This window comes from Mesorhizobium sp. WSM4836 (assembly GCF_055811815.1).
Genome location: NZ_JBVVQF010000008.1, coordinates 202,093 through 217,450 on the forward strand (window position 1 = coordinate 202,093; position 15,358 = coordinate 217,450).

The following is a 15,358-nucleotide window of genomic DNA, read 5'->3' on the forward strand; positions in this document are numbered from 1 at the left end:
TCGTCGTGTAGCGGCATGCGGAATATGCGTCCGCCGGATCATGGCCTATCTGTCCGACACCTGCCAGCGCGGATTGATCCATGGTTCCTGGTTGGACGGCGCCAACGGCGTGCGGCCGAGAATGTGGTCGGCAGCCTTCTCGCCGGTCATGATCGACGGCGCGTTGAGATTGCCGTTGGTGACACGCGGGAAGATCGAGGAATCGGCGACCCGCAGCCCTTCGACGCCAATGACGCGGCATCCCGGATCGACGACGCTCATCGCATCGTCGGCACGGCCCATCTTGCAGGTGCCGCAAGGGTGGTAGGCGCTTTCGGCGTGGTCGCGAATGAAGGCGTCGAGCTCCTCATCCGATTGCACGTGCGAGCCCGGCGACAGTTCCTTGCCGCGGTAGGGATCGAAGGCCGCTTGCCCGAAGATCTCGCGGGTCAGCCGGATGCAATGGCGGAACTCCGTCCAGTCGTCGGGATGCGACATGTAGTTGAAGCGGATCACCGGCTTCGATTTGGGATCGGGCGAGCGCAGCGTGACCGAACCTCGCGACTTCGACCGCATCGGCCCGACATGCGCCTGGAAGCCATGCGCCTTGGCCGCCGCCTTGCCGTCATAGCGGACCGCGGCCGGGATGAAGTGATACTGGATATCGGGATAGTCGACGCCGGCGCGCGAGCGCACGAAGGCGGCCGCCTCGAAATGATTGGTGGCGCCGAGGCCGGACTTGAAGAACAGCCATTGTGCCCCGATCAGCGCTTTCGAGAACGGGTTCAAGACGGAGTTCAGCGTGATCGGCTTTGTCGATTCCTGCTGGATGTAGAGCTCCATATGATCCTGCAGATTGCGGCCGACACCCGGCCGGTCGGCGATCACCGGAATACCGTTCTCCCTAAGGTGCTGGCCGGGGCCGATGCCGGACAGCATCAGGATCTTGGGCGAGTTGATCGAGGACGCAGCCACGATCACCTCACGCCGCGCTCTGACCACCTGAATCCGTTTGCGCACTTCGATCTCGACGCCGGTGGCGCGCTGATTCTCGATGATTACCCGCCGGGCGAAAGCTTTGACCAGGTTGACATTTTTCCGCCTCAGCGCCGGCCTGAGATAGGCGCTCGCCGCCGACCAGCGGCGACCTCCGCGAATGGTCTGCTCCATCGGCCCAAAGCCTTCCTGCTTCGCGCCGTTATAGTCGTCGGTCAGCTCAAAGCCGGCCTGACGGCCTGCCTCGACGAAGGCGCCGTAGAGTGGGTTCGTTCTCGAGCCGCGCTGCACAGTCAGCGGGCCGCCATGGCCGCGCCAGCCATCCTCGCCGCCGGTGCTATCCTCCATGCGCTTGAAATAGGGGAGCACGTCGGCAAAGCCCCAGCCGGCCGCGCCCTGTTCGGCCCAATGGTCGAAGTCGTGGGCATGGCCGCGCACATAGACCATGCCGTTGATCGATGACGAGCCGCCGATCACCTTGCCGCGCGGCGTCGCCAGCACGCGGCCGCCGAGATGCGGCTCCGGCTCGCTGGCAAAGCCCCAGTCGTAGAGGCTCATATTGAGCGGGATCGACAGCGCCGACGGCATCTGGATCAGCGGCCCGATATCGCTGCCGCCATATTCGATGACGATCACCGAATGCTTGCCGTCCTCCGACAGCCGGTAGGCCATGGCCGAACCGGCCGAGCCGGAGCCGATAATGACGAAATCCGCTTCAAGCATGATCATGTGCGCCCGTGGTTCATATGCGCAATGAAATCGGCGAGTGAGACGTTGCCGCCGGTTGCTAATACGAGAACGGTCTTGCCGGTCACGTCGACCTTACCGCCGAGCAACGCCGCCAGCGAAGCAGCGCCGGATGGTTCGAGCACCAGCTTCATCCGCTCGAAGGCGATGCGCATGGCGCGGCGCACCGAAGCATCGTCGACGGTGACGCCGCGGACGCCGGCGGCCTTCACCGCTGCGAACGGCGCGTCGCCGGGCCGCCGCGACATCAGCCCGTCGCAGATCGATTTCGGCCCGATCGGCATGGTTTCGATGGCGCCATGCGCCAGCGACGAGCCCATGCCATCAAAACCTTCCGGCTCGACCCCGATGATCTTCGTGGCTGGCGACAGGTAGTGGAAGGCCAGCGAAACACCGCCGATCAGGCCGCCGCCGCCGACCGAGCAGAACAAGAGATCGGCCTCGGTTTGCCTGGCGGCGAGCTGGTCAAGCGCCTCCAGCCCCGCACCGGCCTGGCCGGCTACTATCTCCGGATCGTCGAACGGGTGCAGCAGCGCCAGGCCTTCGCCCGCGGCGATCTCGCGCGCCTTGGCGGCGGCGACTTCCTCACGCGCGCGCTCGCCATGGTCGGTCAGCACGACACGGGCGCCATAGCCCGACGTGGCACCGCGTTTGGCGGCTGGCGCGTCGATCGGCATGACGATGGTGACGGGAATGCCAAGCGCCTGGCCTGCCGCCGCCAGCCCTTGCGCGAAATTGCCGGAGGAGTAGGCGACGACGCCCTTTTTGGCTTCATCGGGCGACAGCCGCTTGAGCCGCCAATAGGCGCCGCGCACCTTGAATGATCCGGCCCATTGCAGCGACTCGGCCTTGACGAAGACGCGGGCGGCGCCGGTCTCGCGCGCGAGTGCCGCTGATTCCAGCAACGGCGTGATCTGCGTCGCCTTGGAGGTGACGGCATAGGCCTGCCTGAGATGGTCGAGCGAGGGGACGAGACTATCTGCCATCATTCGCCTCGCGGAAAGCGCTTCTGCTCTTCGAGCAGGTCGAGGTTCATGTGGTTTCGCATGTAGCGCTCCGATGCTTTCTGCAGCGGCTGGAATTCCCAGGGGTAATGGGTGCCGTTGCGCAGCGCCGGGTAGACCACCCAGCGGCGTGCCTGGCTGGCACGCACCGCTGCGTCGAAGGCCGCCATGTCCCAGCGCGCCCGCACCTTGTCGGTGAAAGCAGCCACCAAAGCCGCATTGGCCGGATCGGCGGCGAGGTTGGTCAATTCCAGCGGATCCGATTCAAGATCAAACAGTTGCGGCGGATCGATCTCGCAATGGACGAATTTGTAGCGGCCCTCGCGGATCGCCACCATCGGCGCATTGGAGCCTTCGGCCGCATATTCCATCAGCACCGGCGCGGAGCGTTTCTTTCCGTTCAGCAGCGGCAGCAGCGACTGGCCGTCGGTCCACGGCGCAATCGCGCTGATGTCGATGCCGGCGAGCTCGCAAAGCGTCGGCGTCACGTCGAGGTTGGAGACCGGCGTCTCGATCAGCCCGGCGGCGATGCCCTTGCCGGCGATCATCAGCGGCACCCGCGCCGAACCTTCGAAAAAGCACATCTTGAACCACAGGCCGCGCTCGCCAAGCATGTCGCCATGGTCCGAGCAGAACAGGATGACCGTGTCGTCGAGCATGTGCGTGCGCTCGAGCACCGACAGCAATTCGCCGAGCTTGTCGTCCAGATATGAGATGTTGGCGAAATAGCCGCGCCGCGCGCGGCGGATCTGCTCCGTGGTGATGGCGAACCTGTCATAGTCGCTGGCGCGGTAGAGCCGCTGCGAATGCGGATCCTGCTCGTCGTAGGGGATGAAGCCGACCTCGGGCTCGAGCGCCGGGCAATCCTCGTAGAGGTCCCAGTAACGCCGCCGTGCGACGTATGGATCGTGCGGATGGGTAAAGGAAACCGTCAAGCACCAGGGCCGATGTGCGGCATCGTCGGAGACGCGGGCAAAATCGTAAAGCTTCTGCATTGCATGGAAGGCGACCTCGTCGTCATATTCCAGCTGGTTGGTGATCTCGGCAGTACCGGCACCGCTCACCGAGCCGAGATTGTGATACCACCAGTCGATGCGCTCGCCGGGTTTGCGATAGTCGGGCGTCCAGCCGAAATCGGCCGGATAGATGTCGGTGGTCAGCCGCTCCTCGAAACCGTGCAACTGGTCCGGCCCGACGAAATGCATCTTGCCGGAGAGGCAGGTGTGATAACCTGCGGCGCGCAGATGATGGGCAAAGGTCGGGATCGAAGACGCGAATTCGGCGGCGTTGTCGTAGACCCCGGTGCGTGACGGCAACTGGCCACTCATGAATGCGGCCCGGCCCGGCGCGCAGAGCGGCGAGGCGGTGTAATTGTTGCAAAAACGCGCCGAACGCGCGGCGAGCGCCTTCAGATGCGGCGCGTGCAGGAAGTCCGCCGGCCCATCCGGGAACAGCGTGCCGTTGAGCTGATCGACCATCACGAGCAGGATGTTGGGTCGCTTGGATGTCACTGCTTCTGCCGTCCGCTGAGCTTCGTTTCGAGATAGTCCTCGACCAGTGCAATCGCGGTCGCGGCATCGGGGACGCCGTCCTTCAGCGCGCGCCTGATATAGAGCCCGTCGATCAGCGCCGCCGTCGCTTCGGCGACCCGGTCGGCCTCGCTTCTCGGCAGGATGCCGGTCAGCCCGCTGAGCAGATTGGAATGCAGCCGCCGCGCATAGACCTTGAGCAGCCGGCGAAGTGCTGCCGATTTCTGCGCCTCGACATAGAAGGCGAGCCAGGCGGCGATCGTTTCGGGCTGGAACTGGATGTCGGAGAAATTGACCGCGACCACTGCCGAGACGCGCTGCCGCGCTGTGCCGGCCGCGCGAAGTACACGGCGCGTGTCGGCGGTGAGCTCGCTCAGGATGTGCCGCATCGTCGCCAACAGCAATTCGTCCTTGGCGCCGAAATAATGGTGGGCAAGCGCCGAGGACACGCCGGCGCGCCCGGCGATTTCCGACATCGTCACATCAAGCGAGCCGCGTTCGCCGATCGCCGAGATCGTTGCGTCGATGAGCGCCCTGCGGCGCAACGGTTCCATTCCGAGTTTCGGCATTCCTGCTCCGGCCTGTTGGGAGAAGATTATTTTTTATTGACGCATCAATCAATAAAAATCCGGCCTGATTTGCTGGCAAAAACCAGGCACTATGACCAGATATCAAGATCAAGCGATTGTGCGGGTCTGGCCCCTTCACGAAGCCGGCGGGACGGTTCATGCTTGAACAATGCTGAAGCGCGCCGCAGTATCGCGTAGCCCGGATCCACAGGATGGAGATCGCCATGACAGCATGCATAGTCGGTTGGGCGCATTCGCGCTTCGGCAAGCTCGAAGGCGAGACGCTAGAGGGCCTGATCACCAAGGTGGCGATCGAGGCGCTCGATCATGCCGGCATCGGTCCGGATGACGTCGACGAGATCGTGCTCGGCCACTTCAACGCCGGGTTTTCCGCCCAGGATTTCACCGCGAGCCTGGTCCTCCAGGCCGATGACCGGCTGCGGTTCAAGCCGGCGACCCGCGTCGAGAACGCCTGCGCCACCGGCTCGGCGGCGGTCAGGCAAGGCATCCGCGCCATCGACGCCAACGCCGCCCGTATCGTGCTGGTGGTCGGCGCCGAGCAGATGACGACGACATCAGGTCCCGAGATCGGCAAGAACCTGCTCAAGGCCTCGTATCTGCCGGAGGACGGCGATACGCCGGCAGGTTTCGCCGGCGTCTTCGGCAAGATCGCACAAGCCTATTTCCAGCGCTATGGCGACCAGTCGGATGCGCTGGCGATGATCGCCGCCAAGAACCACAAGAACGGCGTCGACAATCCCTACGCGCAGATGCGCAAGGATTTCGGCTACGACTTCTGCCGGCAGGAAAGTGAAAAAAACCCCTTCGTCGCCGGTCCGCTGAAGCGCACAGACTGCTCGCTGGTTTCGGACGGCGCCGCCGCGCTTGTCCTTGCCGACACGGCCACGGCGCTGAAGATGCGCCGCGCCGTCGCCTTCCGCGCCAACGAGCATGTGCAGGATTTCCTGCCGATGTCGAAGCGCGACATTCTCGCCTTCGAAGGCTGCGAGCAGGCCTGGAACCAGGCGCTGAAGAAGGCGGGCGTGACGCTCGGCGACCTGTCCTTCGTCGAAACGCATGACTGTTTCACCATCGCCGAACTGATCGAGTATGAGGCGATGGGATTGGCCAAGCCGGGCGAGGGCGCTAAGCTCGCCTTGGATGGCGAGACGGCGAAGGATGGACGGCTGCCGGTCAATCCGTCCGGTGGACTGAAGGCCAAGGGCCATCCGATCGGCGCCACCGGTGTATCCATGCATGTGCTGAGCGCCATGCAGCTCGTCGGCGAGGCCGACGGCATCCAGGTGCCGGGAGCAAAGCTCGGCGGCATCTTCAACATGGGTGGTGCCGCTGTCGCCAACTACGTTTCCATTCTCGACCGGATCAGATAAACCCGCCCGCATTTGCGCGAGGTGACATGGCAAATCCGGTTCTGGTCGAAGTTTTGCGCGGCGCAATCGTTGAGAGCGCGCATCGCGGCGCTGTTGCCGTATTCGAGGCCGACGGCAAGGTCGTCTGGGAGATCGGCGACACGGCACAGCCGGTGTTCCCGCGCTCGGCCGTCAAGGCGATCCAGGCGTTGCCGCTTGTCGAGAGCGGCGCTGCCGACGCTTACGACTTCGGTGACCGGGAACTGGCGCTGGCCTGCGCGTCGCATTCCGGCGAGCCCGCGCATATCGAGCTGGCGCGGGCCATGCTGGCGAAGGCCGGCCTGGACGAGACGGCGCTCGAATGCGGCGCCCATTGGCCGTCGAACCATGGGGCGACGCTGGCGCTGGCGCGCGCCGGCCGTGCGCCGAACGCCTTGCACAACAATTGTTCAGGCAAGCACTCGGGCTTTCTCTGCACCTGCGTTCACGGCGGCATCGCCCATCGGGGTTATGTCAAGCCCGGCCATGCTTCGCAGGAGATGGTGCGCGAAGCGATGCAGGCGGTCACCGGTGCAGCCCATGACGCCGATCATCGCGGCACCGACGGCTGCTCGATTCCGACCTATGCCGTGCCGTTGCGCAGCTTTGCCCTTGGCTTTGCCCGCATGGCGACAGGTGCCGGCTTCGAGTCGGTGCGCGCCCGGGCGGCGAAGCGGCTGCTTTCCGCCTGCATGGCCGAGCCATTTTTCGTCGCCGGCACGGGCAGGGCGGATGCCGCACTGATGGAGGCCGCACCCGGCCGGATCTTCGTCAAAGGTGGCGCCGAGGGCGTCCATTGTGCCGCCCTTCCGGAACTTGGCCTTGGCATCGCCCTGAAGTGCGACGATGGCGCCGGCCGCGCCGCTGAAGTGATGGTCGCGGCTGTGCTGGCAAAGCTTTTGCACGCCGACCACGCGCTGGCGGCGAAACTGATCGAACAGGCAAATGCGCCTATCGAAAGCCGGATCGGCGCCAAGGTTGGCGCGCTCCGGCCCACCGCCGCCCTCAACTGACGTGGTTGCGCTCGACAGTTAGATGCGCATAGCCGGCATTGCCTGACCCGGCGAGCTCGCCGGTTACCGGCTCGGCCCAGCGCTGGCCGACGATCGCGCCGTTCTGGACCCCGTCGATGACATTGTCCGAAATGATTGCCGTCCCGGCACCTTCGACCACGCTGACGGCGATACCGGTCCCCGCCTTGCGGATGACGTTTCCCGTGGCGGCCACATTGCGCATGAACGGTCCCCAGCCGATCTGCATGCCGTAGAGCGGCGCATTCTCGACGACATTGCCGCAAACGGTGGTGTCTGCCTCGACGCTGATGCCGACACCGAAGCCGGGCGCATCGGCGGGGTAGGGGCCGCTGGTCGACAGATTGCGGACGACGTTGCCGGAGCAGACGCCCATCCGGCCGCCTTCGTTGAAATTGACGATCGAGATGCCGTTGGCGGCGCCATCGACGACGTTGTTGCCGATGATCGCCCCTTCGAATGAGAATTCGGAATAAACGGCCGTTTCGCCGGAGCGCGAGCAGGTATTGCCGGTGATTTGCAAATTGCTGGCACTGTTGGCGCGGATCGCGGAGAACGCGCAGTCCGAAACAATATTGCCGGAGATGATGACGTTGCCGGCGCGGAAGGCATTGATGCCGTTGCCGTTCTGGCCGGTTCCGCCGCCGCGCGCCCGGATGCGTTCGATCCGGTTGCCGCTGACGATGGTGCCGTCTTCCGCCGCCTGCCAGCGGTGCACGAGAATACCGCCATTGGCGCAATCGGAGACGCTATTGCCTGATATTTCCAGCCCATCGGCCTCGACCGAATAGATGCCGGCATCGGCCGCGCCGGATATCTGCGAGCGCTCGATGCGGCCCGAGGCGTGTTCGAGCGCCAGACCGTTCTTGCCGCTGCCGGTCATCTGGCAGTTGTCGATGACCAGATGGGCGATGCGGCGCAGATCGAGCAGGCCTTGGGTGTAGTCGCCCATCGAGCGGTTGCTGCCGTCGAACACCAGCCCGCTGAGTTCGATATGCTCGGCTTGTTCGGCCATGACGAGATGGCCGTTGCCGCCATAGATGATCCGCGATGCGCCCGGCACGCCGGACAGGCGCACGCGGCCGGGCAGCGACAGGTTGGAAACGACATAGCTCCCCGGTGGCAGGAACACTGGCATGTCGCGGTCGTGCGCATCGCGCAGCAGCTTGGTGAAAGCCTTGCTCTGGTCGTAAAGGGCGCCGGGCCGGAAGCCGAGCTCGGTCGCGTTGATCGCCCCGCGCATCGCGGGCTTCTCGATGCCGGGCAGGTTTTTCGCCGCTGCCTTGCCGAGCGAAAGCCCCATGACGGCAAAGCCGGCGGTCTGTGCAAGCAGCGTTCGTCTGTTCAACATCGGCACAGATTCCTTGCGTTCAACCGTCGCGCCGCAGGTTTCGTGCCAGACGGGATCGGCCCCGATATCGGTTCGCCGGCTACGGCTTGTGGAGTCGTCGCGTCAGGCATAAGTTCGATAAATGAGCAGGGCCTTCACCCGCGAAGAAGACAGCGAAAACGCCATCGCCGGCATCGGCGAGCGGCCGATCAGCCATCACCGCAATCTGGTGACGGAACGTGGCCTGGCGCTGATCGATGCGGAGGTGGCCGCTCTGCGCGACGAACTTGGCAGAGCCGAAAAGAGGGCCGACCGCGAGCGAATCGCGCTGGTGTCGCGTGATCTCCGCTATTGGACGGCGCGGCGTGAAAGCGCCGAGCTTTCGGTGCCGGAACCGGGCAGCGACATGGTTCGTTTCGGCATGGGTGTCACCCTGGAGAGCGAGGACGGCAAGAAGGTGCACTGGAAGATCGTCGGCGAGGATGAAGCAAATCCCGCCAAGGGGACAATTTCCCATATGTCGCCGATGGCGATGGCGCTGTTCGGTAAGAAGGTCGGCGAAGTTGCCGTGGTCAATGGCAAGGAATGGGAGATCGTCAAGCTCTCCGACAGTTAGTCTTCGAGCTTGACGACATGGTCGCGGAAGAACGCCGCAGCACCGGCCTCGTCGATTTCGCCGGCTGCGACACCCATGACAAATTCGTAAAGCATGCCGTTATTGGCGGTCAGGACATACCCATTCACGATCAGAAACGCGCCGGCTGCGACAATCGCCGTGCGCTTGTTGCCGTCGACAAAGGCATGGTTTCTGGCAATGCCGAAGACATAGGCGGCTGCGAGTTCTTCAACCGACGGGTCTCCGTAGTTGGCCTTGTTCTCGGCGCGTGCGAGCGTCGATTCAAGGGCATTTTCATCCCTCAAGCCTTGTGCTCCGCCGTGCCGGCGCAACTGCTCCGCGTGCATCGCCTCGACTGCACGCCGCGTCAGAAACTCCGAGCTCATTCGGCGAGCTTCTGAAGCGCGACCTTGTATTTGTCCATGACCTCGCGGGCAGCTTTCATTTGCCGCTCGAAGCTGTCGTCCACCGGCTTCAGCGCAAGGCCGTCACCGGTTTCAACGATTTGAAGCTGGTCGCCGGCCTTCAGGTTCAGGCGGTCGAGAAGCTCCCTCGGCAGGATCACGCCTTCGGAATTGCCGATCTTGCGAATGGTCGTATTCATGGTGAGACATCCTGTTGCAACGCTGATTATAACTCAGGGTGTTTTTCGTTACAACAGACATTATAACAAAGCGTCAGCCGGCCTGCAGCAGCCCGTCCATCAGCCGGTCCGCCGCTTCCGGGATGACGGTGCCGGGCGGGAAGATTTCAGTGGCGCCTGCCTGCCGGACTGCGTCGTAATCCTGCGGCGGGATGACGCCGCCGGCGACGATCAGCATGTCGTCGCGGCCGAGCTTCTTCAGCGCAAGTTTGAGTTCGGGAATGAGCGTCAAATGGCCCGCCGCCAGCGACGAGGCGCCGACGATGTGCACGTCATGCTCGACGGCCAGCCTGGCGATCTCGTCCGGCGTCTGAAACATCGGCCCGACAGTGACGTCGAAGCCGAGGTCGGCAAAGGCGGTGGCGATCACTTTCTGGCCGCGATCATGGCCGTCTTGGCCCATCTTGGCGACCAGAATGCGCGGCCTTCCGCCCGACTTCTCCTCGAACGCCACGATCTTGTCCTGCAGCCGGTCGACCACTGGACTGTGACCAAGCGCGTTGCGATAGACGCCGGAGATCGTCTGCACCGAGGCGACATGGCGGCCGAAGACTTTCTCCAGCGCCAGCGAAATCTCGCCGACCGTGGCGTTGGCGCGTGCAGCCCGGATGGCGAATTCCAGCAGGTTTCCGTTACTCCCGGCAGCACGGGTCAGTGCATCGAGCGCGCTCTCGACGGCGGCGACGTCACGCGTGCCTTTCAGCCGCTGCAGCTTCGACAATTGCCGTGCTCTGACTTCGGCATTGTCGATCCTCAGCACGTCGACATCGATATCCGTCCCAGGGCGGTGGGCATTGACGCCGACCACGATCTGTTCGCCGGAATCAATGCGCGCCTGGGTGCGCGCGGCAGCCTCTTCGATGCGCAGCTTCGGTAGGCCCTTTTCGATCGCCGCGGCCATGCCGCCGAGGTTCTCGACCTCCTCGATATGGGCAAGCGCGCGCGCCGCCAGATCATGCGTCAACCGTTCGATATAGGCGGAGCCGCCCCACGGGTCGATGATGCGCGTCGTGCCGGATTCCTTCTGCAGGATGAGCTGTGTGTTGCGGGCGATGCGGGCCGAATGGTCGGTCGGCAGCGCCATTGCCTCGTCGAAGGAATTGGTGTGCAGCGACTGCGTATGCCCTTGAGTCGCCGCCATCGCCTCGATCATGGTGCGGATGATGTTGTTGTAGGGATCCTGCGCCGTCAGCGACCAGCCCGAAGTTTGGCAATGGGTGCGCAGCGACAGCGAGCGCTCGTCTTTCGGCGAAAAGTTCTTCAGCATCAGGCTGGCCCACAAAAGGCGCGCTGCTCTCAGCTTCGCGACTTCCATGAAGAAATTCATGCCGATCGCCCAGAAGAAGGAAAGGCGCGGCGCGAAACGGTCGATGTCGAGGCCGGCCGCTACGCCGGCGCGGGCATATTCGATACCGTCGGCAATCGTGTAGGCGAGTTCGAGGTCCGCCGTCGCTCCCGCCTCCTGCATGTGGTAGCCGGAGATCGAGATCGAATTGAATTTCGGCATGTGCGTCGAGGTGTAGGAAAAAATGTCCGACACGATCCGCATCGAAGGTTTTGGCGGATAGATGTAGGTGTTGCGCACCATGAACTCTTTCAGGATGTCGTTCTGAATGGTCCCGGCGAGGTCCTTCTGCGCGACGCCCTGTTCCTCGGCCGCCACGATATAGAGCGCCATGATCGGCAGCACCGCGCCGTTCATCGTCATCGATACCGTCATCTCGTTAAGCGGGATGCCATCGAACAGTTGGCGCATGTCGAGAATGGAATCGATGGCGACGCCGGCCATGCCGACATCGCTGGCGACGCGCGGATGGTCGCTGTCGTAGCCGCGATGCGTGGCGAGGTCGAAGGCGACCGACAGGCCTTTCTGGCCGGCGGCAAGGTTGCGCCGGTAGAAGGCGTTGGACTCTTCGGCCGTCGAGAAGCCGGCATATTGCCGGATCGTCCAGGGTTGCTGGACATACATCGTCGGATAGGGGCCGCGCACGAAGGGCGGCAGGCCCGGATAGCTATCGAGATGCGGCAAGCCCTTGAGATCGCCCTGGTTGTAGAGATGCTTGACGGCGATGCCTTCCGGCGTCATCCGCTGACCTTTGACCTCGACCGGCACCCGCCGTGGCGGCGACCAGCCGATCTGGCTGAAATCCGGGATCATGGCGCGGCTCCGATCGACTGATCGATGCGGATCGGAAACAGCGGCTCGCACACCGCAACGCCTTCGGTCAAGGCTGGCCGCCGCTCCGCCGCCAGCGTCTCGACAGGACGCTCGGTTTTCGACGGGTGCAGCGTCGTGCCGATGATTGCCCGTTCGCCCGCCTGGTAGGCAGCGTTGCGGCGGGCGGAAGCTGCCTGGACGCGTTTCTGGATATCGCCTTGCTCGAGGCTGGACAGCACGCCGCCTTCCGCCTCGATCTGCTGGAATTCCTGCCAGGCCGCCGCGCAGAGCTCCGCAGTCAGCGCTTCGACGGCGCCCGAACCGCAAGCCGGATCGGCGACGTGGTCGATGTGGCTTTCATTGGCCATGATCAGTTGCGCGTTGCGGGCAACGCGGCGGGCAAAACCCCCGGGCAGGCCGTGCGCGATGGTGTGCGGCAGGATGGCGATCGAATCAGCGCCGCCGGCCGCAGCCGCAAAAGCAGCGATAGTGGTGCGCAGGATGTTGGTTTCCGGGTCGGCCGCCGTCATCATCCTGAAGGAGGTTTCGGCATGGATGCTGGCGGTCGAGGGCGGTATCGAGCAGGCCTCCTGGACACGCGCCCACAGCCTGCGCAACGCCCTGACCTTGGCCGTCGACACGAACTGGTCCTGGTCGACGCTGAGCGCAAAACCGATGTGCGGCGCCGCGTAGACGAGCGGCTGGCGCGCCTTCTCGAACAGCCTCAGATAGGACACCGCCGACGCGAGCATGGTGCCAAGCTCCTGCGCCTCTGTAGCACCGGCATTGTGGAATACCCGCCCGTCTGCTTCCAGCAGCACGCCGGGCACGCCCATCGAAAAGAAATGCGCCAGCGATTGCGGCATCGAAGCCTGCAAAGCCTCGATCGACATGCGCAGCCTGCCGGTCCCGGCAAAGATCGCCGCCGGATCGATGCCGAAGGAGAGATTGAGCTTTGCCGGGTCGGAGCGGCGCTTGGTCAAGAACGCCACCAGCCAGTCGGCCACGGCGCGGCTCCAGGGATGGGCGTCGATGCGGATCTGGATGCGGTTGAGCGGCACGCCGTCGAGCACGCCCTCCAGCGCCTCCGCTGTCCTCGGCAAGCCATAGCCGAAGGCGTTCGGCGCGCCTTCGAAGACAAGCGACAGTCCGGTAGCACCCTGCGCGACGTCTTCCAGCGCCTGGGCACTGGCGCGGCCTATGTCCGGATCGTCGATACGCTGGCTGACGATCCAGGGTGATCCCGGGTTGGCGCGCACGACAGGCTCGGCGGTTACCGAACGTTCGTAGAGCGGCTCGATGCGGATGGCGTCGTCCGTATGCGAGACGAGCTTTTGCTCGAAGGACCCGCCGGCCAGCGCCTTCTCCGCCAGCGCCAGCCATCGTTGCCGGTCGGCGTTCGGAAGTTCGGCATCATGGGTCAAGGCACCGGCGCCCATCCGTTCTCCTCATTCTAGCGGCCGCAGCGGCCTGCTATGTCAGTCTACGGTCCTCGGCCCGATATCACAATGCAGCACACATGCCGTGCAACTCGCCTTCCGTGACGGCGACCGTCAACCGATTGCCAAACATGGGCAGGTTCCGCAAGCTCCAAAAGCCATTTTCGAGGACGCCCATTGTCGCTGCGCAATGGCCTCACTATACCTGCGGCGGGGTTCCCTTTTCTTCAAGGGATCAGGGCATTCAACCCTATAGGTTTGCGGAGACCGGACACATGGCCGACGATACCAGTATCTTCATAGGAGCCAGCCGCAAGCCGGACGACAGCTATCAGCGGCCCGAACAGCTTTTGCTGCAGTATGGCAATCGTCACGGCCTGGTCACCGGCGCGACCGGCACCGGCAAGACGGTGACCCTGCAGATATTGGCCGAGGGTTTCTCCAATGCCGGCGTGCCGGTATTCTGCGCCGACATCAAGGGCGACCTGTCGGGCATCGCCATGATGGGCACAGCGCAGGATTTCCTGGTCAAGCGGGCCGAGCAGGTCAAGCTCGATCCCTATGAGTTCCAGGAATTCCCGGTCATCTTCTGGGATCTGTTTGGCGAGCAGGGCCATCCGATCCGCGCCACCATCTCGGAGATGGGGCCGCTGCTTCTGTCGCGGCTGATGAACCTCTCCGAGGCGCAGGAAGGCATCATGAACATCGCCTTCCGCATCGCAGACGAGGAAGGCCTTTTGCTGCTCGACTTGAAGGACCTGCAGTCACTGCTTGCCAACATCGCCGAGCGCGCCGAAGAGATCGGCGCCCGCTACGGCAATGTGACGAAGCCCTCGGTCGGCGCGATCCAGCGCACGCTGCTGGTCCTGGAGCAGCAGGGCGCGGCCAATTTCTTCGGCGAGCCGGCATTGCGGATCGCCGACATCATGCGCACCACGCGCGATGGACGCGGCGCCATCAGCGTGCTCGCCGCCGACAAGCTGATGATGAATCCGCGGCTTTATGCGACGTTCCTTCTGTGGCTGATGTCGGAACTGTTCGAGGAACTGCCCGAGGTCGGCGACCCGGACAAGCCGAAGCTCGTCTTCTTCTTCGACGAGGCGCATCTTCTGTTCGACGACGCGCCGAAGGTGCTGATCGACCGCGTCGAGCAGGTGGTCCGGCTGATCCGCTCGAAGGGCGTCGGCGTTTATTTCGTCACGCAAAATCCGCTGGATATCCCTGAAACGGTGCTGGCCCAGTTGGGCAGCCGCGTGCAGCACGCACTGCGTGCCTATACGCCGCGTGAGCAAAAGGCGGTCAAGACGGCCGCCGAGACGTTCAGGCCCAATCCCGATTTCGACTGCGCAACCGTGATCACGCAGCTTGGCACCGGCGAGGCGCTGGTCTCGATGCTGGAAGCCAAAGGCGTGCCGTCCATGGTACAGCGAACGCTGATCCGCCCGCCGTGCTCGCGCCTTGGCCCGATCACGCCCGAAGAGCGCCGCAAGCTGATCACTGAGAGCCCGGTTGCGGGACAATACGATCAGACCATCGACCGCGAATCGGCTTTCGAGATGCTGCAGAAAAAGGCCAAGGACGCCCAGGAGGCAGAGGCGCAGCAGCAGGACGCAGGTCGTTCGCGCTGGACCATTCCCGGCTTCGGCAACGACGATCCCCAGCCGACCGGCGGCCGCCGCGCGCCGCGCCCGTCCAACCGCCAGACGGTGGCGGAGGCGGCGATCAAATCCGTCGTGCGCTCGGTCGGCTCGTCGGTCGGACGGGCGATCGTGCGGGGTATACTGGGGAGTTTGGCCAGGGGCAGGTGAGGCAGGGCGCGAATATCAGCTTCGCGCCGATTGTGTTGAAAAACTCCGGCTTGAAGCAGCTCTGAAGCACTGATTCAATCTCCTTGGTAAAGGAGATTGA

General features: G+C 64.1%; 13 protein-coding genes. 4 read left to right on the plus strand and 9 right to left on the minus strand.

From position 1 onward, the window contains the following. Positions 1–45: 45 nt before the first annotated feature. Genes betA through betI form a run of 4 tightly spaced genes read right to left on the minus strand, consistent with a single transcriptional unit; the run spans position 46 to position 4,824 of the window. A complete protein-coding gene (gene betA / locus AC0L2P_RS12740) occupies positions 46–1,698 on the minus strand; it encodes a choline dehydrogenase (RefSeq protein WP_473501572.1) in 1,653 nt (550 codons plus the stop codon). A 2-nt stretch (positions 1,699–1,700) separates the two neighbouring features. Beyond that, positions 1,701–2,708: a threonine/serine dehydratase gene (locus AC0L2P_RS12745; RefSeq protein ID WP_473501574.1), complete on the minus strand. Its 1,008-nt coding sequence runs from the start codon at positions 2,706–2,708 to the stop codon at positions 1,701–1,703. Then, positions 2,708–4,237, minus strand: a complete 1,530-nt coding sequence (betC, locus tag AC0L2P_RS12750; protein ID WP_473501575.1) for a choline-sulfatase — start codon at positions 4,235–4,237, stop codon at positions 2,708–2,710. Before betC ends, AC0L2P_RS12745 begins: the two co-directional genes overlap by 1 nt. Next, positions 4,234–4,824: a choline-binding transcriptional repressor BetI gene (gene betI, locus AC0L2P_RS12755; protein ID WP_473501577.1), complete on the minus strand. Its 591-nt coding sequence runs from the start codon at positions 4,822–4,824 to the stop codon at positions 4,234–4,236. The genes betC and betI overlap by 4 nt, the downstream gene beginning before the upstream one ends. A gap of 224 nt (positions 4,825–5,048) precedes the next feature. Between betI and AC0L2P_RS12760 the strand changes: the two genes are divergently transcribed. Both AC0L2P_RS12760 and AC0L2P_RS12765 read left to right on the plus strand, forming a co-directional pair. Then, a complete protein-coding gene (locus AC0L2P_RS12760) occupies positions 5,049–6,215 on the plus strand; it encodes an acetyl-CoA acetyltransferase (protein WP_473501579.1) in 1,167 nt (388 codons plus the stop codon). Positions 6,216–6,241: 26 nt separating this feature from the next. Continuing rightward, positions 6,242–7,246: an asparaginase gene (locus AC0L2P_RS12765; RefSeq protein WP_473501580.1), complete on the plus strand. Its 1,005-nt coding sequence runs from the start codon at positions 6,242–6,244 to the stop codon at positions 7,244–7,246. Here AC0L2P_RS12765 and AC0L2P_RS12770 read toward each other — a convergent pair. Then, positions 7,239–8,615, minus strand: a complete 1,377-nt coding sequence (locus tag AC0L2P_RS12770; protein ID WP_473501581.1) for a TIGR03808 family TAT-translocated repetitive protein — start codon at positions 8,613–8,615, stop codon at positions 7,239–7,241. The genes AC0L2P_RS12765 and AC0L2P_RS12770 overlap by 8 nt on opposite strands. Before the next feature lie 121 nt (positions 8,616–8,736). Here AC0L2P_RS12770 and AC0L2P_RS12775 point away from each other — a divergent pair, with 121 nt between their 5' ends. Beyond that, complete coding sequence (locus AC0L2P_RS12775; RefSeq protein ID WP_473501582.1) at positions 8,737–9,210, plus strand: GreA/GreB family elongation factor; 474 nt, start codon at positions 8,737–8,739, stop codon at positions 9,208–9,210. Here AC0L2P_RS12775 and AC0L2P_RS12780 read toward each other — a convergent pair. The 4 genes from AC0L2P_RS12780 to AC0L2P_RS12795 form a co-directional block, all read right to left on the minus strand. Continuing rightward, positions 9,207–9,596, minus strand: a complete 390-nt coding sequence (locus tag AC0L2P_RS12780; protein ID WP_473501584.1) for a type II toxin-antitoxin system death-on-curing family toxin — start codon at positions 9,594–9,596, stop codon at positions 9,207–9,209. The two genes, AC0L2P_RS12775 and AC0L2P_RS12780, sit on opposite strands and share 4 nt — an antisense overlap. Beyond that, the gene (locus tag AC0L2P_RS12785; RefSeq protein ID WP_095496758.1) at positions 9,593–9,814 is read right to left on the minus strand and encodes an AbrB/MazE/SpoVT family DNA-binding domain-containing protein; all 222 of its coding nucleotides are present in this window, start codon (positions 9,812–9,814) and stop codon (positions 9,593–9,595) included. Before AC0L2P_RS12785 ends, AC0L2P_RS12780 begins: the two co-directional genes overlap by 4 nt. 73 nt (positions 9,815–9,887) lie before the next feature. After that, positions 9,888–12,011, minus strand: coding sequence for a methylmalonyl-CoA mutase (gene scpA / locus AC0L2P_RS12790; protein WP_473501586.1), 2,124 nt, complete (start codon positions 12,009–12,011; stop codon positions 9,888–9,890). Then, on the minus strand, positions 12,008–13,450 hold the full coding sequence (locus tag AC0L2P_RS12795) for a methylmalonyl-CoA mutase subunit beta (protein ID WP_473501587.1): 1,443 nt from the start codon (positions 13,448–13,450) through the stop codon (positions 12,008–12,010). The genes scpA and AC0L2P_RS12795 overlap by 4 nt, the downstream gene beginning before the upstream one ends. 275 nt (positions 13,451–13,725) lie before the next feature. On the opposite strand from AC0L2P_RS12795, the gene AC0L2P_RS12800 reads away from it, so the two are divergent. Continuing rightward, a complete protein-coding gene (locus AC0L2P_RS12800) occupies positions 13,726–15,258 on the plus strand; it encodes a helicase HerA-like C-terminal domain-containing protein (RefSeq protein ID WP_473501588.1) in 1,533 nt (510 codons plus the stop codon). Positions 15,259–15,358: the final 100 nt, after the last annotated feature.